General features: G+C 72.7%; 14 protein-coding genes and 1 pseudogene. 10 read left to right on the top strand and 5 right to left on the bottom strand.

Features of this window, described 5'->3' with window-relative positions:
- Positions 1 to 175 precede the first annotated feature (175 nt).
- The 10 genes from ACIBJE_RS17845 (at position 176) to ACIBJE_RS17800 (ending at position 15174) form a co-directional block, all read left to right on the top strand.
- Positions 176 to 1546: an ABC transporter substrate-binding protein gene (locus ACIBJE_RS17845; RefSeq protein ID WP_396749521.1), complete on the top strand. Its 1371-nt coding sequence runs from the start codon at positions 176 to 178 to the stop codon at positions 1544 to 1546.
- 115 nt (positions 1547 to 1661) lie between these two features.
- The gene (locus tag ACIBJE_RS17840; protein WP_396749519.1) at positions 1662 to 2630 is read left to right on the top strand and encodes a carbohydrate ABC transporter permease; all 969 of its coding nucleotides are present in this window, start codon (positions 1662 to 1664) and stop codon (positions 2628 to 2630) included.
- Positions 2630 to 3562: a carbohydrate ABC transporter permease gene (locus tag ACIBJE_RS17835; RefSeq protein ID WP_396749516.1), complete on the top strand. Its 933-nt coding sequence runs from the start codon at positions 2630 to 2632 to the stop codon at positions 3560 to 3562. The genes ACIBJE_RS17840 and ACIBJE_RS17835 overlap by 1 nt, the downstream gene beginning before the upstream one ends.
- An 82-nt stretch (positions 3563 to 3644) precedes the next feature.
- Positions 3645 to 5462 carry an MBL fold metallo-hydrolase gene (locus ACIBJE_RS17830; protein WP_396749514.1) on the top strand — a complete coding sequence of 606 codons (1818 nt, stop codon included), beginning with the start codon at positions 3645 to 3647 and terminating at the stop codon, positions 5460 to 5462.
- Complete coding sequence (locus ACIBJE_RS17825; RefSeq protein WP_396749511.1) at positions 5459 to 7279, top strand: hypothetical protein; 1821 nt, start codon at positions 5459 to 5461, stop codon at positions 7277 to 7279. The genes ACIBJE_RS17830 and ACIBJE_RS17825 overlap by 4 nt, the downstream gene beginning before the upstream one ends.
- Before the next feature lie 158 nt (positions 7280 to 7437).
- Positions 7438 to 8409, top strand: a complete 972-nt coding sequence (locus ACIBJE_RS17820) for an ROK family protein (RefSeq protein ID WP_396749509.1) — start codon at positions 7438 to 7440, stop codon at positions 8407 to 8409.
- Positions 8406 to 9062 (top strand): SIS domain-containing protein, encoded by a 657-nt coding sequence (locus ACIBJE_RS17815; protein WP_396749506.1) that lies wholly within the window; start codon positions 8406 to 8408, stop codon positions 9060 to 9062. Before ACIBJE_RS17820 ends, ACIBJE_RS17815 begins: the two co-directional genes overlap by 4 nt.
- 57 nt (positions 9063 to 9119) lie before the next feature.
- A complete protein-coding gene (locus ACIBJE_RS17810; RefSeq protein WP_396749503.1) occupies positions 9120 to 11792 on the top strand; it encodes an alpha-mannosidase in 2673 nt (890 codons plus the stop codon).
- Positions 11789 to 13783, top strand: coding sequence for a hypothetical protein (locus tag ACIBJE_RS17805; RefSeq protein ID WP_396749501.1), 1995 nt, complete (start codon positions 11789 to 11791; stop codon positions 13781 to 13783). The genes ACIBJE_RS17810 and ACIBJE_RS17805 overlap by 4 nt, the downstream gene beginning before the upstream one ends.
- Positions 13780 to 15174 (top strand): GH1 family beta-glucosidase, encoded by a 1395-nt coding sequence (locus ACIBJE_RS17800; RefSeq protein WP_396749499.1) that lies wholly within the window; start codon positions 13780 to 13782, stop codon positions 15172 to 15174. Before ACIBJE_RS17805 ends, ACIBJE_RS17800 begins: the two co-directional genes overlap by 4 nt.
- Here the strand turns inward: ACIBJE_RS17800 and ACIBJE_RS17795 are convergent.
- From ACIBJE_RS17795 to ACIBJE_RS17775, 5 genes and pseudogenes are all read right to left on the bottom strand, one after another.
- Positions 15151 to 15807 carry an aspartate/glutamate racemase family protein gene (locus tag ACIBJE_RS17795; protein WP_396749496.1) on the bottom strand — a complete coding sequence of 219 codons (657 nt, stop codon included), beginning with the start codon at positions 15805 to 15807 and terminating at the stop codon, positions 15151 to 15153. The two genes, ACIBJE_RS17800 and ACIBJE_RS17795, sit on opposite strands and share 24 nt — an antisense overlap.
- Complete coding sequence (locus tag ACIBJE_RS17790; RefSeq protein ID WP_396749686.1) at positions 15804 to 16607, bottom strand: hydroxypyruvate isomerase family protein; 804 nt, start codon at positions 16605 to 16607, stop codon at positions 15804 to 15806. Before ACIBJE_RS17790 ends, ACIBJE_RS17795 begins: the two co-directional genes overlap by 4 nt.
- Positions 16607 to 17500, bottom strand: a complete 894-nt coding sequence (locus tag ACIBJE_RS17785) for a hypothetical protein (RefSeq protein WP_396749494.1) — start codon at positions 17498 to 17500, stop codon at positions 16607 to 16609. The genes ACIBJE_RS17790 and ACIBJE_RS17785 overlap by 1 nt, the downstream gene beginning before the upstream one ends.
- Positions 17497 to 18966 carry an L-fuculokinase gene (locus ACIBJE_RS17780; protein ID WP_396749492.1) on the bottom strand — a complete coding sequence of 490 codons (1470 nt, stop codon included), beginning with the start codon at positions 18964 to 18966 and terminating at the stop codon, positions 17497 to 17499. The genes ACIBJE_RS17785 and ACIBJE_RS17780 overlap by 4 nt, the downstream gene beginning before the upstream one ends.
- 113 nt (positions 18967 to 19079) lie before the next feature.
- Positions 19080 to 20309 (bottom strand): annotated as a pseudogene (locus tag ACIBJE_RS17775) (glycoside hydrolase domain-containing protein); the annotation flags it as partial.
- Positions 20310 to 20388 lie beyond the last annotated feature (79 nt).

The raw sequence follows: 20388 nt of genomic DNA, 5'->3' as shown, positions 1-20388 counted from the left end.
ATCGACACTGGTCCGATCTTGTGCCCGGCGTCACATTCCGATACGGTCCGGCCTGGTGTGGATCATGTCCGCCCCGGGCAACTACGGCCCGCTACCGGGACACCCACCTACCCCCACCTCGCCACCTCGAGGGTCGGTTCTTCGCCGAACCCGTATGCCATGTGAAGGGACCTCGATGACAATGAGGCGATCGGCCTTCATTGCCGCAGGCATCGCCGCCGTCCTGGCTGCCACCACCGCCTGTGGATCGTCCGACGACGACACCGGCGCCACCGGCGCCGCGGCCTTCGACGCCAAGCCCACCGGCACCCTGAACGCCTGGGGCTTCAACAACGCCGACGACGTCGGCAAGGCCCGGATGGCGTACGCCGCGAAGCAACTCGACGGCGTCACGATCGAGATGGACGAGACCGGGTTCGACGCGCAGAAGTTCACCACCCGGCTGGCCGGTGGCAACGTCCCCGACGTCGTCCAGATGGACCGCCAGTACGTGGCGACCTACGCCGCCCAGGGCGTCATCATGCCGCTGGACAAGTGCTACACCACCCACCAGGTCACGCCCCGGGAGCGCTTCTACCCCTTCGTGGTCGACGACGTGTCGTACAAGAACCAGGTCTGGGCGGTTCCGCAGTTCTACCAGCCGACCGCCATCCTGCTGAACAAGACCGTGATGGACGCCGCCGGTGTGCCGGAGACCGACATCGACACGTCCAACCCGGACAAGCTCCTCGGCGCGATCGCCAAGATGTACAAGGCCAACGGTGACGTGCCGGCGACGCTCGGCTTCAACCCGCAGGCGACCGGCCAGGCCGAGCTGTGGGTGGTCGGCATGGGCGGCAAGCTGAGCGGCGAGAACGGGGTGCCCACCCTCGACGACCCGGCCAACGTCTACGCCCTGGAACTGCTCAAGCGGATCACCGACGCGCAGGGCGGGTTCGCCAAGTACAAGAGCTTCACCGACTCGTTCGACACCTTCGGGGAGAAGAACCAGTTCGTGCAGAACCAGGTCGGCGCGGAAGTCGACGCCCAGTGGTACCCGAACGTCCTCTCGCCGTACAAGGACAAGATCAAGCTGGGTGCGGTGCCGTTCAAGGACAAGACCGGCAACCCGGTCTCGATGGCCGGTGGTTCGGCGTTCGTGGTCCCCACCAAGGCCAAGAACCCCAGCGCCGGGTGCAAGTGGGCGCTGGCGCTGACCGAGGAGGGCTCCTGGATGGCCGCCGCCGAGGCGCGGGCCGCGACGGTCAAGGAGAAGAACTCCATCAACACCGGCCTGTTCACCGGCTCCCCGGCCGCCGACAAGTCCATCCGGGAGAAGTACGTCACGCCCAGCGGCAACGAGGGCTTCGACAAGGTGATCAGCACCTACTACGACGTGGTGGGCACCGGTAAGAGCTACGGCTCGTCCCCGGCCGGCCAGCAGATCAAGCAGGAACTGCTGAACGCGATCACCGCGGCGCTGCTCGGCGACAAGCCGCCGCAGAAGGCGCTCGCCGACGCGCAGAGCGCGGCGATGCAGGCGTACAAGACCGTCACCGGCGGCTGACGCTTCCGGAACACGAGGGTGTGGCGGGTCCGGCACGACGGGCCCGCCACACCCCGTCGCGGGCACCCGCGCACCACCCGGGCCGGCCCGAACCGGCACATCACGGAGGCGTTCGATGACAGACAACACTCTCGCGTCGCCCGAGTCCGGCACCCGTCCGCCCGGATCGACGCGACCCGCCAGGAGGCGCAGGTTCAACCGCCGGGAGGCGGTGGCCGGTTACCTCTTCATCTCACCCTGGATCGTCGGCTTTCTCATCTTCACCGCCGGGCCGATGATCTACAGCCTGGTCATCTCGTTCAGCCACTACAACCTGGCGACGAACGTCGTCCGGCCGGCCGGGACCAGCAACTACGAGGCGCTGCTGGAGAACCCCCGGGTGGCGTCCTCGCTGGGCAACACCCTCTTCTACGCGCTGCTGGCGGTGCCCCTGGAGATCGCCTTCGCGCTCCTGCTGGCCGGACTGCTGAACCGGGTGGGGCGCGGGTCGGGGTTCTTCCGGACGGTCTACTACCTGCCGAAGATGACGCCGACCGTCGCCACCGCGTCGATCTTCCTGCTGCTGCTCAACGGGAACACCGGAGCGATCAACGAGGGCCTCCGCGTGGTCGGGATCTCCGGCCCGCAGTGGCTGGTGGACCCGGACTGGGTGAAGCCCTCCATCGTGCTGATGGCGCTCTGGGGCGTCAGCGGCACCATGGTCATCTTCCTGGCGGCGCTGAAGAACGTCCCCCGGGAACTCTACGAGGTGGCCTCGCTGGACGGCGCCGGCCCGGTCCGCCGGTTCTTCTCGATCACCCTGCCGATGATCTCCGGGGCGATGTTCTTCAACGTCATCATCCTGACGATCGCCGCCTTCCAGGTCTTCGACCAGGCCTACCTGCTGTTCTGGCGGGACCAGTCCAACCCCGCTCCGGAGGCGTCGCTCTTCTACGCGGTCTACCTCTTCCAGGAGGCCTTCCGGCAGTTCAACTTCGGCTTCGCCGCCGCCATGGCCTGGCTGCTCTTCGTCATCCTCATGATCCTGACGTTCATCCAGGTCAGGGTCGGTAACCGCTTCGTGTACTACGAGGGAGGCCGCTGATGGCCATCGTCGGTCCGGGGACCGCCCCGACGTCCGCGCTGGGCCCCGCCGCACCCCCGGTGGACCGGACGCCGGAGGAGCGACGCCCGACGAGGTGGACCGTCGGCCGGATCCTGCTGACGACCGTCCTGGTCGGCTTCGCCGCGCTCTTCCTGTATCCGCTGGTCTGGCTCATCGCGGCCAGCCTCAAGCCGGCCAGCCAGGTCTTCGACAACTCCCTGATCCCGGAGACCTGGAAGTGGGGCAACTACGTCCAGGTCTGGGCCGAGCTGCCGCTGCTGAGCTGGATGTTCAACAGCGTGTCGATCGCTCTGCTCGCGGCGGCGGCGGTCTCCGTCTCCAGCTCGCTGGTGGCGTTCGGGTTCGCCTACTTCCGGTTCCCCGGCCGCAACATCCTGTTCGGGCTCGTCCTCGGGACGATGATGCTGCCGGGCTCGGTCACGATGATCCCGACCTACCTGATCTGGAAGGAGACCGGTCTCCTCGGCACCTGGGTGCCGCTGTTCGGGGTCAACCTGTTCGGCTCCGCCTTCTACATCTTCCTGCAACGGCAGTTCTACCTGAGCCTGCCCCGGGAGCTGTTCGAGGCGGCCCGGATCGACGGGGCGAGCTACTGGCAGCTGTTCTGGCGCATCGCCATGCCGCTGTCGATCCCGTCCTTCATCATCGTGTTCCTCTTCGAGTTCCAGGCCGCCTGGAACAACTTCCAGGGCGCGTTGATCTACCTCAACGGCGAGTCGGTCGAGGACTTCACCGCCCCGCTGGGCATCGCGTACGCGATGACCAAGTACAGCCCGAGCGCCGGCGGACAGGGCGACTACCAGTACGTCATGGTCGCCTCGCTGCTCGTCACCCTGCCCATGCTGCTGCTGTTCAGCTTCGGCCAGCGGTACTTCATCGAAGGTGTGGCCACCCAGGGGCGCAAGGGATGACATCAGGGCGGCGGATGGTCCGCACACGCAATCGGCGACTCGGCCAGTTCCACTGATCGATGTATTGTGGAATCGTTTCCACATGCGTCTGACTGACAGCGTGCGGGTCTACCACGACACCTGCAACGTCTACCTGCTCGTCAGCGGTCCGGACGCGGTCGCGATCGACTTCGGGTCGGGCCGCGTCCTGGACCATCTGGCCGACTTCGGCGTCGAGCGCATCACCGACGTCCTGATGACCCACCACCACCGTGACCAGGGCCAGGGGCTGGCCCGCGCCGCCGCCGCCGGCATCCGCATCTGGGTGCCCTCCTCGGAGCGGGACCTGTTCGCCGACGTCGGCACGCACTGGCAGACCCGGACCCTGGACAACTACTACGACCTGCGCCAGGACCGGTTCTCCCTGCTGTACGACGTGCCGGTGCACGGGATAGTGCCCGACTACCGCACGGCCCGGTTCGGCGGCGTGGACATCACCACCCTGCCCACCCCGGGGCACACCCTGGGATCGGTCAGCTACCTCGCCGAGCTGGACGGGAAGCGGATCGCGTTCACCGGCGACCTGCTGCACGGCCCCGGCACCATCTGGTCGGCCTCGGCGCTCCAGTGGGGCTACAGCGCTCTGGAGGGGGCGGCCGCCTCGGTGCTCTCCCTGGACCTGCTCGCCGAACGGGCTCCCGACCTGGTGCTGCCCTCGCACGGGCGGCCGGTCACCGAACCGGCGACCGCGATCGCGCAGACCCGGCACAACCTCCAGGCCCTGGTGGACTTCCGCCGCGACCAGCCCTGGGACCTCACGGCGTGGCTGCGGCAGCCGTACGAGGAGGTCTCTCCGCACCTGCTGCGCAACCGCACCTCGCACGCGACCAGCTACGCGCTGCTGTCCGACTCGGGCGCGGCCCTCCTGATCGACTACGGCTTCGACACGATCACCGGGCTGCCGGTCGGCACCGACCGCTCCTCGCGCCGGCCCTGGCTCGCCTCGCTGGACGCCCTGAAACGCACGTACGGCATCGACCGGATCGAGGTGGCGCTGCCCACCCACTACCACGACGACCATGTGGCCGGCTTCAACCTGCTGCACGAGGTGGAGGGCACCCGGATCTGGGCGGCCGACACCATCGCGCCGGTCCTGGGCGACCCGCTCCGGTACGACCTGCCGTGTCTCTGGTACGACCCGATCGCCGTGCACCGGGTGGTGCCGACCGGCGTCCCGGTGCGCTGGCACGAGTACGAACTGACCATGTACCCGCTGCCCGGCCACACCCTGTACGCCGTCGCCGTCGCGTTCACCGTCGACGGCCAGACCGTGGTGGCCACCGGCGACCAGCAGGACGGCGGCTGGGTCGACGGGCGGCGCGTCGAGGTGTTGAACTTCCAGTACCGCAACCGGTTCCGCATCGACGACTTCGTCGACTCCGCGTTGCTGTACCGACGACTGGCACCGGACCTCCTGATCAGCGGACACTGGATGCCCCGCCAGGTCGACGACGCCTACCTGGACATGCTGCTGGCCCGGGGCGAGGAACTGGCCCGGCTGCACCGGACGCTGCTCCCGCTCGACGAGGTCGACTTCGGCGCGGAGGGGTTCGGGGCGCGCATCATGCCGTACCGGTCGGGTACGACCGGCGGGAAGGCGCTGACCTTCGAGGTGGAGGTGCACAACCCGTTCCGCCGCCGGAGCCCCCTGCTGGTGGACCTGGTGGCCCCGGACGGGTGGAAGGTGGCACCGCGCCAGCGCGAGATCACCGTCGACGCACTCGGTGCGGCGTCCCTGTCGTTCACCGTGGTCCCGCCGGTCGGGACGCCACCACAGCGGCGGGTCCGCCTGGCGGTCAACCTGACCGCCGGGGACCGCGACTTCGGCCAGCAGGCCGAGGCGCTGGTGGACCTGCGATGAGCGGGCCGGTGGTGGCCGTCGACGTCGACGGTCGGTTGGAGATCCGGGCTCCGCACTACACGGCGACGATCAACCGGGCCCGGCTGCTGGCGGACGTGACCGGCAGCGACGGCGGGTCGTGGGGACGGTTGCGGCTGCTCGCCTCGGCGGACACCCTGGACGGGCCGGACGAGACGGTCCGCGTCGAGTCGGTCACGCACGAGTGCCGGGACGGGCTGGTCCGGTTGACCGTCACCTGCGTCAGCACCCGCTGGTCGCGACGGGAGCAGGTCGTCGAGTTCCGGCCGGACGCCATCGGCTGCCACGCGACGGTGCACGGGCAGGGCCGGCTCGGCACGGTGCGGCTGCTCGGTGGGGCACGCCTGCCGCAGGGCCTGCTGCCCAGCGGGGCCGCCCACCGGACGGTCTTCTCCCCCAACCCCGACCACCCGTGGCGTACCGCCCGACCGGCCGTCGAGCCGGCGGTGATCAGCGTCAACGGCGAGGGCGGCGAACCGGGCGTCGGCCGCTGGCTGTTCACCCCGGCGCCGACGTGCTTCGGGTTGTCCCGGGAACGGGCCGACGACGACCGTCACCTGCCGTCCGGTCCCTGGCTGATGCTCGGGCTGGCCGCCGCGCGACGCTCCTTCGTCGAGTTCGGCTACGACCCGACGCCGGGCGGGTTCAGCGTGCGCTGCGAGTACCAGGGGCACACCCGGGTCGACGGAACGTTCACCACCCCGACCGTGCTGCTGCTGTTCGGGGCGGCGGACCCGTACGACGGGCTACGCCGCTACCGGGCGGAACTCACCGCGCGCGGGCTGGCCCCGGCGGTGGCCGACCGCCCGGTGGCCGACCACTGGCGGCAGCCGATCTTCTGCGGGTGGGGGGCGCAGTGTGCCCTGGCCGTCGAGGACGGTTCCCGGGCACCCGAACTGTCGAGGCAGGACCGGTACGAGGGATTCCTCGACACCCTGGAGCGACGGGGCCTGGTGCCCGGCACGATCACGGTGGACGACAAGTGGCAGGAGCGGTACGCCACCTGCCACCCGGACCCCGGCAAGTGGCCGGACCTGCCCGGTTTCATCGCGCGCCGGCACGCCGCCGGGCAGCGGGTGCTGCTGTGGTGGAAGGCGTGGGACCCGGAGGGCGTTCCGGCCGAGGCGTGCGTCCGGGATCCCGAGGGCACCCCGGTGGCGATCGACCCGGAGAGCCCGCTGGGTCGCGCGGTCATCGAGGACGCCGTCGCGCGGATGCTCAGCCCGGACGGGTTGGACGCCGACGGGCTGAAGATCGACTTCATCGGCCGGACCCCCTCCGGGACGGGTCTGCTGCACGCCGGCCCGTCCTGGGGCTTCGACCTGCTGCACGAACTGCTCGCGGTGGTCTACCGGGCGGCGAAGCGCGTCAAACCGGCCTCGTTGATCGTCACGCACACCCCGGATCCGGGCTTCCTCGACGTGACGGACATGATCCGGCTCAACGACGTCCTGCACCTCGACCACCCGGACGGGCGCACGCTGCCGGAGGCGACCGGTGACGCGGTGGTGGAGCAGATGACCTACCGGGCCCGGGTGGTGCGGGCGGCCTGCCCCGAGCTGTTGGTGGACACCGACGGCTGGTGCCTGCCGGACCGGGCGGCACTCGCCGCGTACGCCGTGGCCGCGCCGGAACTGGGGGTGCCGGCGCTGTACTACGTGGACCGGATGGAGTTCGACCCCGGCGGACTCGACGAGCCGACGTGGTCGGCGGTCGCCGCCGGCTGGGCGGCCCACCGCGCCCGGTACGGCCTGTCGACGCCCGACCGGCCGGTGCGCACCGGCAGCGAGCCATCGTGATACGCCGATCGACTCTTGACAGACCCTCCCGTTGGCGGGCTATGTTTCACGCCGTTGTGGTAACGATGCCACACCGATGTCCGGGGGCCTCTCCCGCGCTCGCGCGACGGCCCGACACCGACGGCATCACCACCCCGGGCCGAAAGGGCTGAGTGCAGGTGCCGAACCGCGAACACGTACTCGCGCTGGACATCGGCGGCACCAAGCTCGCGGCCGGTGTGATGGACCGCGGCGGCGGGCTGCGCTCGTTCGTCCGGACACCCACCCGCGTGGAGGAGGGGCCCGACGCCGTCGTCGCACGGCTGCTCGCCCTCGGCCGGGAGGCCCTCACGGCGGCCGGGCACCGGCCGGACGGGATGGCCGCGGTCGGCATCGGCTGCGGCGGCCCGCTCGACCCGGTGACCGGACGGGTGCTCGGCCCGCCCGGGCTCCCCCACTGGGACGACGTCCCCATCGTGGACCTGGTCACCGCCGCCTTCGGCCGACCCGCCCGGCTGGAGAACGACGCCACCGCCGCCGCGCTGGGCGAGTACCGCCACGGACCGTGGCGCGACGTGCGGCACATGCTCTACCTGACCGTCTCCACGGGCGTGGGCGGCGGCCTCATCCTGGACGGGCGGCTGTACCGGGGCGCGGCCGGCAACGGCGGCGAGTTCGGGCACGTCATCGTCGACTGGAACGGCCGGCTCTGCGGGTGCGGGCAGCGCGGCTGCGTCGAGGCGTACGCGTCGGGCAGCGCGATCGCACGCCGGGCGGTCGAGGCCCTGGCCGGCGACGAACCGTCGAGCCTGCGCGACGTGGCGGGGGTGACCGCCGAGGCGGTCGCCACGCACGCCGCGCAGGGCGATCCGCTGGCCCGCCGGATCTGGGACGAGTCCACCGCCGCGCTGGGCCGGGCCGTTGCAGTCATGATCAACATGGTCGAACCGCAGCTCGTCGTCCTCGGCGGCGGGGTCACCCGGGCCGGCGACGCGCTGCTGCTGCCGGTCCGCCGGGCCGCACTGGGTCAGGCCATGCGACCGGCTGCCGCCGCGGCCCGGATCGAACTCTCCGCGCTGGGCGACACCGTGGGGGTCGTCGGCGCGGCGGCATCGGCCTTTCTCCACCTCGACGAGGGAGCGAACACATGACCGTCGGCGACCAGGCCCCGCCCGTCGCGTCCACCGACGCGCCGGCACCGCCCGTGGCGTACGTCGACGACCAGGCCCCCCTCGGCGCGTACGTCGACGAGCACCTGGCCGTGATCGAGTCCGTCCGGGAGCTGGTCCCGGCGATCGGGGCCCTCGGCGACGAGGTCTGCGCCCGGCTGGCGCGGGGCGGCATCCTCTACACGTTCGGCAACGGCGGGTCGGCCGCCGACGCGCAGCACCTGGCCGGGGAACTCATCGGCCGGTACTGCCGGGAGCGGCAGCCGCTGGCCGCGGTGGCGCTCTCCACCGACCCGACCGTGAGCACCTGCATCGGCAACGACTACTCCTTCGACGAGGTGTTCGCCCGGCAGGTCACCGCGCTGGCCCGTCCGGACGACGTGGTCGTCGCCTTCACCACCAGCGGACGCTCGCCGAACGTGGTCGCGGGCCTGCGGGCCGGCCGGGACGCCGGGGCCCTGACCGTCCTCTTCACCGGCCGTCGCGACACCGGCGGCGGGCCCGCCGCCCGACACGCCGACCACGTGCTCGCGGTGGCGGCCGAGCGCACCGCGCGCGTGCAGGAGGCGCACGTGCTGCTGCTGCACCTGCTCAGCGAACACATCGACCGTTGGGCCGCCGCCGTCTCCGGCTGACCCCCGCCAGCGCCACCCCCGAAGGCCCGCCAGCGCCACCTCGCGAAGGGACGTCGCATGCCCACGAACCCGCCCGGCCCGACACCGCCGGCGCCGACCCGCCAGCCGGTCGTCCCCCGCCAGCCGGGCCTGCCACTCGGGCGGGCCACCCGGGGTCCACTGCACATGGTCGGCAACGCGCACATCGACGCGGTGTGGCTCTGGCCCTGGCAGGAGGGCTACCAGGAGGCCCGGGCGACGTTCCGCTCGGCGGTGCAACGGATCGAGGAGTACCCCGAGTTCGTCTTCACCTGCGACTCGATCGGCTACCTGGCCTGGGTCGAGGAGCACGACCCGGAGCTCTTCGCGGACCTGCGACGGCTGGTCCGGGCCGGTCGGTTCGAGATCGTCGGCGGCTGGTGGGTCGAGCCGGACTGCAACCTCCCCGGCGGCGAGGGATTCGTCCGGCACGCCCTGTACTCGCAACGGTTCCTCGCCGACCGCTTCGGCGTGATGGCGTCGATCGGCTGCAACGTCGACCCGTTCGGGCAGAACGCCACCATCCCCCAACTGCTGGCGAAGTCGGGGATGGACAGCTACGCCTTCATGCGTCCGCAGCCGCACGAGGCCGCGCTGCCCGGCCCGACCTTCTGGTGGCACGCCGCCGACGGCTCCCGGGTGCTGACCTACCGCATCCCGCACGAGTACTGCAGTCCCGAGGGCTACCTCGGCACACACGTCACCAAGGCGCTCGCCCAGCTGCCGCACACCACCGAACCGCTGATGTGCTTCTACGGCGTCGGCAACCACGGCGGCGGCCCCACCCGGGCGAACATCGAGAGCATCATCGACCTCGACCGCAGCGACCAGTACCCACGGCTGCTCTTCTCCACCGTACGGTCGTTCTTCGACGCCGCCGCCGAGGCCGGTGACGCCCTGCCGGAGTACGTCGGCGAGATCCAACCGCACGGGGTCGGCTGCTACTCGGCGCACTCGGGGATCAAGAAGCTGATCCGGCAGACCGAGCACGCGTTGCAGGCCGCCGAGAAATGGGCGGCGATCGCGGACGTGGTCGCCGGCATGCCCCGGGTGACCGACCAGCTCGAACACGCCTGGCGGCAGGTCCTGCTCAACCACTTCCACGACACGGCGGCCGGCACCGCCCTGCCCAGCGCGTACGACGACGCCCGCGACCAGCTCGGCGAGGCCCGCGCGATCGCGGCCCGGCTGCACAACCAGGCCGTCCAGAGCATCAGCCACCGGATCGGGATCCCCGAAGAGGAACGGATGACCCCGCTGGCGGTGTTCAATCCGCACCCGTGGCCGGTGCGGACCACCGTCGAGGTCGAGTTCGGTGCCGCGCTGGGGCTGGGCGCGATCGTCGCGGTGGACGACGCCGGCCAGCGGCGGCCGGTGCAGGTCGCCCGGTCGTCCACGCTGACCGGCACCCGCCGCCGCCTGCTGGTCCCGGTGGAGCTGCCGCCACTGGGCTACGAGGTGTACCGGATGTACCCGGACCCGGCGACGACCGCCGGCCCCGACGTCGCGGAGCCGGATGGCGACACAGTGCTGGAGAACGGGCACCTGCGGGTCGTGGTCGACCCGGAGACCGGCTGGCTGGCCAGCCTGCGGCACAGGGCCACCGACGTCGAGCTGGTCGACGACCGGGCCGCCGGGCGCGGGCACGCGGTGGTGCTGGACGACCCCACCGACACCTGGGGCCACGGGGTGGTCTCCTACCGGGACGTGATCGGCGCCTTCACCCCGGTGTCGGTCCAGCGGACCGAGAGCGGACCGGTGCGGCAGGCGGTACGGGTCCGCAGCACGTACGGCGCGTCGACGTTGACCGAGGAGTTCGTGCTGGCCGCCGACGTGCCGTACGTCGAGGTGCGGGTGACGATCGACTGGCACGAGCGGCTCCGGATGCTGAAGCTGCGTTTCCCGACCGGCCTGGCCGAGGTCACCGCCACCCACTCCATCCCCTACGGACACATCGAACGGCTCCCGAACGGGCACGAGGTGGTCAGCCACTCGTGGGTGGACGTCTCGGGCACGCTGGCCGGTCGGCCGGCCGGACTGTCGGTGCTCAACGACGCGAAGTACGGCGGGGACGTGGTCGACGGCGAGATCGGCATCACCGCGCTGCGCAGCCCCGCGTACGCCTGGCACGCGCCGCGTCCGCTGCCCGCCGACGGTGACTACGAGGTCATGGACCAGGGCGTGCAGCGGTTCACCTACCGGCTACTGCCGCACGCCGGGGACTGGCGGACGGCCGGCACCGTGCGGGCCGCCGCCGAACTGGACCAGCAGCCGGTGGCGCTGCTGGAGTCGTACCACGACGGCGCGCTGCCCCGGCGGCAGTCGTTCGCCGCCGTCGGTGACGCCGACAACGTCCTGGTCACCGTGGTCAAGCGGGCCGAGGAGAACGTCGACGCGTTCGTCGTCCGGGGCTACGAGACCGCCGGACTCCCGGCCACCGCCACGATCGAGCTGCCCTTCCTCGGCCGTACCGTCACCGCCGAGTTCGGCCCGCACGAGATCAAGACGCTGCTCGTGCCGCGCCACCCGGCCATGCCCGTGGTCGAGACCGACCTGCTGGAGCGGCCGGTCTCGCCGGTCACCGGTGCGACGGCGGACACCGGGCCGTCGGCGGACACCGGGCCGTCGGCGGACACCGGGCCGTCGGCGGACACCGGGCCGTCGGCGGACACCGGCGACCGCGCGGCCCCGGTACCGGGGTCACCGGCATGACGGCCACCCCCGATGCGCGGCCCGGATCGGACCGCGCCATGGCGACCGGCACCTGGCTGGACGAGGTCGGGTTGACCGTCGACGGGCTCGACCCGGACCAATTCGACGTCGAGGTGCGCTGCGGTGCGGAGTCCCCCGCCGGGGGCGTTCCGGTGACCGTCGCCGTGGCCTGCCGGGCCACCGGACCGGTCGAGGCGCGGTTGCGGGTCTCGGCGCGCCGCACCGGCGTCGACGATCCGTACTGGCTGATTCCCGGCCTGTTCTACGGCGAGAACCGTCCCGCCGGCAACGACCGGCTCTACCCCCGCTTCGCCCGCGTCACCGAGGAGCCGGCCGACCCGGCGAGGTTCGCCTCCCCCGCCTGGAGCTTCCGGGCGGACCGCGCCGCCACCCCCGCCGTCTTCGTCTGGGGCGCGCGGGACGGACTCGCCCTCGGCGTGGACGAGCAGAGCCCGCTGGGCCTGACCGGGATCGGCTTCGCCCACGACGAGGACGGGACCGCGCGCGTCCACGCCGACTTCCCGTACCGGGAGGAGCCGGTCAGCTACCTGGGCAGCCAGACCCCGGCGGCCCCGCTGACGCAGACCCACCGGTGGCAGCCGGGCGAACGGCAGGTGGTCGAGCTGTGCCTCTACCGGCTGCCGGCCGACCGGCACGCGTACGCGCCGGTGCTGCGGGAGCGGCACGCCCGGTACACCACCGAACCGCTGCGCCCCTGGGTGGACGTGGCCGAGGCGGCCGAACTGGCCGCGTACGGGCTGCACCGCTGGCACTACCGCCCGGATCCGGCGGTGCTGCTGGAGACGGCGGCGTTCGACCGGGAGTTCAACGACAACGTCAAGGGGCTCGGTGACCGGGAGGCGATGCACGTCGCCTGGGTCAGCGGCATCCCGTACGCCGCCGCACTGCTCGCCCACGGCCGGCGACGCGGCGGCGACCGCCCCGACGACGGTCCCGGCAGCGGCCCCGACGCCCCGGGCCCAGGCGACGGCTACGGCCCCGAGGACCACGTCGCGGCCGGCGCGGCGGTGATCGACCACATCTGCGCCAACCTCGCTCCGGCCGGCACGTTCTGGGGGCAGTGGACCGCGGCCCGGGGCTGGGGGCAGAGCTGGACCCCGGTCCGGGGCGGCCTGCACGCCCGTACCCTGGCCGAGGCGACGCTCTTCCTGCACCGCGCGGTCCGCGCCGAGGCGGCCCACGGCGTTCCCCGGCCGGCCTGGTCGGCGGCGGTGCGGAGCAACCTCGACGTCGCGGTGCGCCACCAGCGCGCCGACGGCAACCTGGGGAGCCTGCTGCACGCCGACGACGGCCGGATGCTGTCCTGGGCCGGGGCGGCCGGCCTGACCTGGGTCGCCGCGCTCGCCGAGGCGGCCGACCTGGACCCCGGCTACCTTCCGGCGGCCCGGCGCGGCGGCGACTACTACGCGCGCTTCGTGTACGAGGAGTTCCTGCACGGGGCACCGGAGGACGTGGACCTGGCGCCCACCTCGGAGGACGGGTACGCGGCGATCCTGGCGTACCTGGCCCTGTGGCGGGTCACCCGGGAGGGACGCTGGCTGGAGATCGCCCGCCGGGCGGCGGACTGGATGCTGACCTTCCGCTACAGCTACGACGTCCGCTTCGACGCGCACACCCTGCTCGGCCGGTACGACTTCCGCAGCCGGGGCGCCGACCAGGCCTCCCCCAGCAACCAGCACCTGCACGCGTACGGCCTGATCTGCCTGCCGGAGATGGTCGAGCTGGCCAAGGCCACCGGTGACCGGCACTACCTGGACCGGACGCGGGAGAACCTGGCCTGCTTCCGGCAGTTCGTCGCCCGCGCCGACGGCGACTTCAACGCCTACCGGGGCATGGCGAGCGAACGCTACTACCAGACGGCCTGCTTCCAGGCCAAGGGCATGCTGCTGACGCTGTCGCACGCGTGGAGCGTCGGCGTGCTGCTGATCGGCTGCGAGGCCGCGCTGAGACTGCCGGAGGTTCAGTGGTGAGCAGCACGGCGGGCACGTTCCCGGCCGGGTTCCTCTGGGGCGCGGCGACCTCGTCCTACCAGGTGGAGGGGGCGGTGGACGCCGACGGAAGGGCGCCGTCCATCTGGGACACCTTCACCGCCGACCGGAGCCTGGACTCCGGGGCGGACGCCTGCGACCACTACCGTCGCTGGCCGGCGGACGCGGACCTGATGGCCGGGCTGAACCTGAACGCCTACCGGTTCTCGCTCGCCTGGCCGAGGATCGTGCCGCAGGGCACCGGCGCGGTGAATCCCGCCGGGCTGGCCCACTACGACCGGATGGTCGACGGGCTGCTGGAGCGCGGCATCACCCCGGTGCCGACGCTCTACCACTGGGACCTGCCGCAGGCGCTCCAGGACCGGGGCGGGTGGACCGCCCGGGCGACCGCCGAGGCGTTCGCCGAGTACACCGACGTCTGCCTCGACGCGCTCGGCGACCGGGTGCCGATCTGGCTGACGGTCAACGAACCGTGGGTGGTCTCCGTACTCGGGTACCGGCTCGGGCTGCACGCCCCCGGCGAGCGGGACCTGCGCACCTCCCTGCTGGTGGCCCACCACCTGCTGCTGGCGCACGGGCTGGCCATGGGGCGGATCCGCGAGCGGCGCCCGGAGGCGCGGGCCGGCATCCCGCTGAGCCTGTTCCCGAACTACCCGGTCTCCGACGACCCGGCGGACGTCGCCGCCGCCCGGGGCTCGGAGGGCTACACCAACCGCTGGTATCTCGACCCGGTGCTGCGGGGCCGCTATCCGGCGGACACCTGGGACCTCTTCGAACGGCTGGTCGGTCCGCTGGACTTCGTGCGGCCCGGCGACCTCGACGTGATCGGCACCCGCTCGGACCTGCTCGGGGTCAACTACTACACCCGTCGGCGCATCGCCGCCGCCGGCCAGGACGGCCTGCCGTGGCGGGTGCTGCCGGCGGAGGCGGGCGTGCCGGTCACCGACAGTGGCTGGGAGGACGTGCCGGAGGCGTTCCACGACCTGCTGGTGGGGCTGCACCGCGAGTACGACGTACCGCTGCTGATCACCGAGAACGGCGGGGTGTGGAACGCCGGGCCCGACCCGGACGGGCGGGTCCGCGACACCGGCCGGATCCGGGCCCTGCACCGGCACCTGCTCGCCCTGTCCCGGGCGGTCGACGACGGCGCGCGGGTGCTCGGTTACCTGCACTGGTCGCTGCTGGACAACCTGGAGTGGGCCGAGGGGTACGCCCAACGGTTCGGCCTGATCCACGTCGACCGGGCGACCCAGCGGCGCACGGTCAAGGACAGCGCCCGCTACTACGCCTCCGTCGTCGCCGCCAACCGGGTGCTCGACCCGGCCGACCACACCGCCGATCCGGCGGGGTCAGCCGGCGACGAGGGAGCGTAGCTGGCGGACCCCGGACCGGGGTGAGGTGAGCACCGGCACCGGGACCTGCCCGGCGGGGAGCGCGTCGACCACCCGGGCCATGCTCGCCTGCGCCAGGACGAGCACGTCGACCTCGCCGGCCAGCCGGCGCACCTCGGTGGCGACGATGTCGTCGTGCCGGCCGGTCTCGCCGGCCCGCAGCGCCTCGAACGCCCCCGGGCACACCGACTCGCGGATCTCGCACGGCTCGCCCCGCTCGGCGGCCCGGCGGCGCAGCAGCTCCCGGGTGGGACCCAGCGTGGCGGCCAGCGTCGCCAGCACGCCGACCCGGGCACCGACGCCGACCGCGTGGGCGGCCATCGGGTCGTCCACCCGGTAGACCGGAACGGGAACGTCGGCGCGGGCCCGTTCGGCGGCCTCCCCGATCGAGGAACAGGTGACCAGGACGGCCTCGGCACCGGCGTCCGCCGCAAGGCGCGCGTAGTCGGCCACCCGTGCGGCGGTGGCCGGGAGCATGCCGTGCGCGATGGTGTCCCGCAGCAGCGTCTCGTCCACCAGGTGCAGCGCGTCCACCGCGCCGACCTCGTCGCGCAGCAGGTCGGCGAAGACGGCGGGCAGGCCCGGCACGGTGTGCAGCAGGCAGACACGGGTCACGGGATGCGCTCCGGGGACGGGTCGAGCCGGGGGTACCGGGCGGTCACGGCGGCCAGGCTCGCCGCCGACGGGCCGGTGGGAACGTACTCCAGAGCGAGGGCACCGGTGTAGCCGACCCGGGCCAACGCCGCGAGCAGCGCGTCGACGTCCAGGACCCCGGTGCCGGGCTCGTGCCGACCCGGGAAGTCGGCGATCTGGACGTGGCCGAGCCGGGCACCGGCGGTCGCCACCGCCGCCGGCACGTCGTCGCCCATCACGGCGACGTGGTAGGTGTCCAGTTGGACCCGTACGCCGTCGTGGCCGAGCCGGTCGAGGAGGGCGAGCACGTCGGCGACCCGGGGCAGCAGGTAGCCGGGGATGTCGTGGTCGTTGATCGGCTCGACGACCAGCGTCCGGCCGGCGGTTTCGGCCACGTCGGCAGCCCACCGCAGGTTGTCGGCGAGGCAGTCGAGTTGCTCCTCCACGCCGAACTCCGGCAGCCGGCGGCCGGCCAGCACGTTCACCAGCGGGCAGTCGAGGTCGACGGCCAGTCGCACCGCCTCCCGCAGCCGTTGCCGCCAGCGGGCGGTCAGCCGGGGGTCGTTGCTGTAGCCGCGCTCACCGGCGGGGAGGTCCCCCGCGTCCATGTTCAGCAGGACGACCCGTAGCCCGGCCGCCCGCACCAACCGGGTCACCTCGTCGGGGGCCAGCGGCGGCCAGACGAACTCGACCCGGTCGAAGCCCGCGCGGGCCGCCGCGTCGAACCGCTCGGGCCAGGGCAGCTCGGTGAAGAGCAGGCCCAGGTTGACGGCGGGGCGCATCACCGGGCCTCCGTCCAGGAACGCCCGTACCGGTCGACGATGCCGATCAGCCGCTCCAGCCGGCGGACCGACTCGGTACGCAGCGCCGCCCCCGGATCCGAGGTGGCCAGGGCGTCCCGCCAGAGCGCGCGGCCGGCGAGCATGCCGGACGCACCGGCCCGGCAGGCGGCCTCGACGGCGGTGGGGAAGTCCGTGGCGGCGACACCGTTGGAGAGCACCACCCAGGGCCGGGCGAGCTGCCGGTCCAGCTTGCCGCAGGCGGCCACCAGGTCGTCGAGGTCGCCCCGGCCCCGGCGGGGCACCTGCCCCTTGTAGAGGTCGGGTCCGAGCGGCCCGAACGCGGCGGCGGCGTCGAGGATGGCCGCGTCGAGGTCGAAGTCCCGCTGGCCGGGTGCCGCCACCGCGACCGGCTCCAGGACGGAGAGCAGCCCGGCGCGCCGGCAGAGCGCGACGAACCGCTCGGCGGTCGCCACCCGGCGTTCCTCGTGGCCGTCGCGCTTCCAGATGACCAGAAGCTTCAACGCCGCCACGCCGTCGCGGCGTGCCTGGTCGACGTCGATCGTCAGGTCCAGGTCGGTGTCCTCGACGGGGCCGCCGGGTGGCTGGGTGAGCGCGTCCACGGCGAGGATCAGTCCGCACCCGGTGGGCAGCGGTCGGGTGCTGACGAGTTCCGGATAGCCGTGGTACCGGTCGATCAGGAACGCCGAGGCCAGCGGTGCGAGCACGTCCGCGACGTCGAGTTTGAACGACACCAGCGCGGCGTCGTCGGCCGGGTGGGACTCCTCGCGGAGCATGGTCCGCAGGCTCTCCCGTTGGTCCATGGCGACCATGGCGAACGTGCCGGTGCCGGGCCTGGCCAACCGGTCCAGGGTGGGGGGTGCGGTGACGCTCACGGGGTTTCCTCACTGCGGGATGGGTCGGGGGCGGTGGCCAACGGCAGGAAGCGGGACCGGTACGCCGTCGCCCACGCCGGGTCGGGCGCGGCGACGGGCCGGGGTGGGGCTGGAGTGGGCGTGCCGTCCTCGACGCCGATCGCCCGGCCGGCGAGCTGCGCGGCGCCGAGTACGGCGGAGGTGTGGTCGGGCAGCACCACCACGGATACCGGCATGACCGCGGCCTTGATCCGCATCCAGGTGGGGTTGGCGGTGGGGCCGCCGAAGACCGTCACCGTGTCCGGCCGGTGGCCGCTGATCGCCACCTGGCTCTCCAGCATCCAGCGCACCTGCATGCAGAGCCCTTCGAGGACCGCGCGGCCGATGTCGGCGAGGCCGTGTTCCGGCCGGATGCCGTGGAACGACAGGGTGCGGTGCGGCTCCGGCTGCGGACTGGCCCGCCCGTGCAGGTACGGCTGCACGACGATGCCGGTGGGTGCCGGGTCGGCGGCGGCGACCAGGTCGGTGAACCAGCGGTACCGGTCCGGGCAACCGGGCGGCGCGAAGCGCTCCAGCCACCAGTCGACCAGGCCGCCGCTGCTGGACAGGCCACTGATCAGGCAGTACGACCGGCCGTCGAGGAAGGGTCCGACCGAGATGCCGGTGGGCGTGGCGGGCATCGGCGGCACCGCCGCGACCGGGGTGAGGACCGCCTCGGCCGTACCCATCGAGTCCGCCGTCCGGCCCGGCCCCCGGACCCCGGCGGCCCAGGCCGCGGCGAGATGGTCGTGGCCGGCGAGGACGACCGGAGTGCCGGCCGGCAGGCCGATGCGGGTCGCCACCGCTCCCGTGACCCGCCCGGCGACCTGGTCGGCGGCGACCACCGGGGGCAGTTGGTCGGGCCGCAGGCACGCCAGGTCGAGCAGGTCCGGCGCGTAGGCCATGGCGCGGATGTCGAAGGCACCGGTGCGGGCGGCCAGGGTGGGGCTGGTGGCGACGGTCCCGGTGAGGGCGGCCAGCACCAGGTCCGCGCTGCTCGCCCAACGGGCCATCTGCCGGGTCCGGTCCGGGTCGTGGTGGCGTAGCCAGATCCAGCGGGCCAGCGGCAGCTTCGCGCTCGGGTGCAGGCCGGTCACGGCGAAGAACGCTGCCCGGCCGATCGTCTCGCCGATCTGGTCGGCCTCCCGGTGGGCGCGGCGGTCCCGCCAGTGCAGCAGGTCGCCGATCGGGTAGCCGTCGGCGTCCAGCGGCACGCCGGTCTCCGCCATGCTGGACACCCCGACGGCCAGCGGCGGCACCGGAGCGGCCGACACGCACTCGGCGAGCAGCCGCAGCGCGGTGTCCCGCAACCCGTCGGCGTCGGACGGGGTGGCCGCCTGGCGTTGTGCCACGGGGGCACCGTCCGGCCGGTAGACCCCGGCCTTGGTGTGCGTGGTGCCGATGTCCACCCCGGCCAGCAACGTCGGCCTGCCCGCTCCCCCCACCATCGGTGTCACTCTGCGGGTGTAAGCGAAGGATGTCAATCGTCCTGGCCGTGCGGGGAAACGCGGACGAGCCGCCGGACGGCGGGCGCCGGCCCCCCGACCGGCGCCCGCCCCGCTCAGACCCGGCTGATCCGGACCGCGTCGGCGACGACGTAGCCGGTGCCGCTGGTCCACCGGCTCACCCCCACCTTGTCACCGTCGCCCCCGGCCAGCGTGAACACGCCGAGTGGGACCCACCGGCCGCCGTTGACCCGCTGGTCGACCCGGACGGTCTGGTTGCCGGTGGTGGTGGCCACGACGTACGGGGTCGACCCGTTGTAGCCGGCGGCGGCGGGGTACCAGACCGATACCTCGTAGGCGCCGGTCGCCGGCAGGTTCGCCTTGTACCAGGCGACGTCGCTGGTGGAGACGGGGTCGGCGAAGCGGTAGTCGGGACCCATCCGCTGGCTGGAATAGGTCGAGGTGCCCCAGTTCGCGCTCGCGGTGAACCGTCCCGAGGTGGTGTTGTCGACCGTGACGCTGAAGTCCTGCGGCGGCTCCGGGACGGTGGACGAGACGTCGAGGTAGTCGCGGTCGATGTAGATCCGCACGCCGCCCCAGGTCTCGTGGGTGTCCCCGGTGTACTGGTGGATGCGCTGGCGTCCGGCGTAGTACCCGTCGGGGCAGTAGTCGCCGGCGTCGGTGTCCGCCACGCCGTTCCACCAGGCGAAGAAGAGGTGGTCGACGCGGGTGTACCGGGAGTCGTGGTAGGCGCCGCACAGGTCCCGGACGCCGGAGGAGCCGCTGGAGTACATGCCGGAGAGGTAGCCGAGCGCGTGCAGCCGCTCGGTCCAGCCGGACAGGTACGAGAGCACCGCCGCCTTGCAGGATTCAGTCGAGGGGTAGTGCTCGATGTCGTTGTAGATCACGCTCCCGGCGGGGATGCCCAGCGACTTGGCCGCGTTCACCGCGCTGGTCGCCCGGCTCGCCCCCTGGGATCGGGCCGTGGCCGGGTCGTACGACATCTTCGGCGTGCGGGTGCCGCACGGCGCCTGGTTGTCGAGTTCGATCGGGATCAGGTGCCAGCCACGGTTGATCTGGTTGGTCACCCAGGTCGAGGTCAGGTTGGCCTGGGTGCAGGACCGGCTGGCGCCGCTGATGTAGATGCCGACCGCACGGTACGGCGAGCTGGCCCGCCAGGCGTCCATCGTCGACTGGGACGGGGCGGTGCACGTGTCGAACCCCTTGCCGGTGTAGGTGCCGGGCTGGGGCGGGAGCGCGGACGGCGTCACCGTGGTGGGTTCGTGGGCGAGACGGACGGCGTCCGGGGACATCGGGGTGGCGTCCCGACCGAGGCGGGCGGAGGCCAGGATCTCCCGGACCGTCGACTCGGTGTCCGGCGTGTGCTCGGCCGTGACGAGCACGCCCGCGTCGCGTACCGCCACC

It is taken from the genome of Micromonospora sp. NPDC050187 (assembly GCF_044459745.1).
Lineage (GTDB): Bacteria > Actinomycetota > Actinomycetes > Mycobacteriales > Micromonosporaceae > Micromonospora.
The sequence above is the reverse complement of the archived record's forward strand: the minus strand, read 5'-3'. Positions and strand labels throughout refer to the sequence as shown.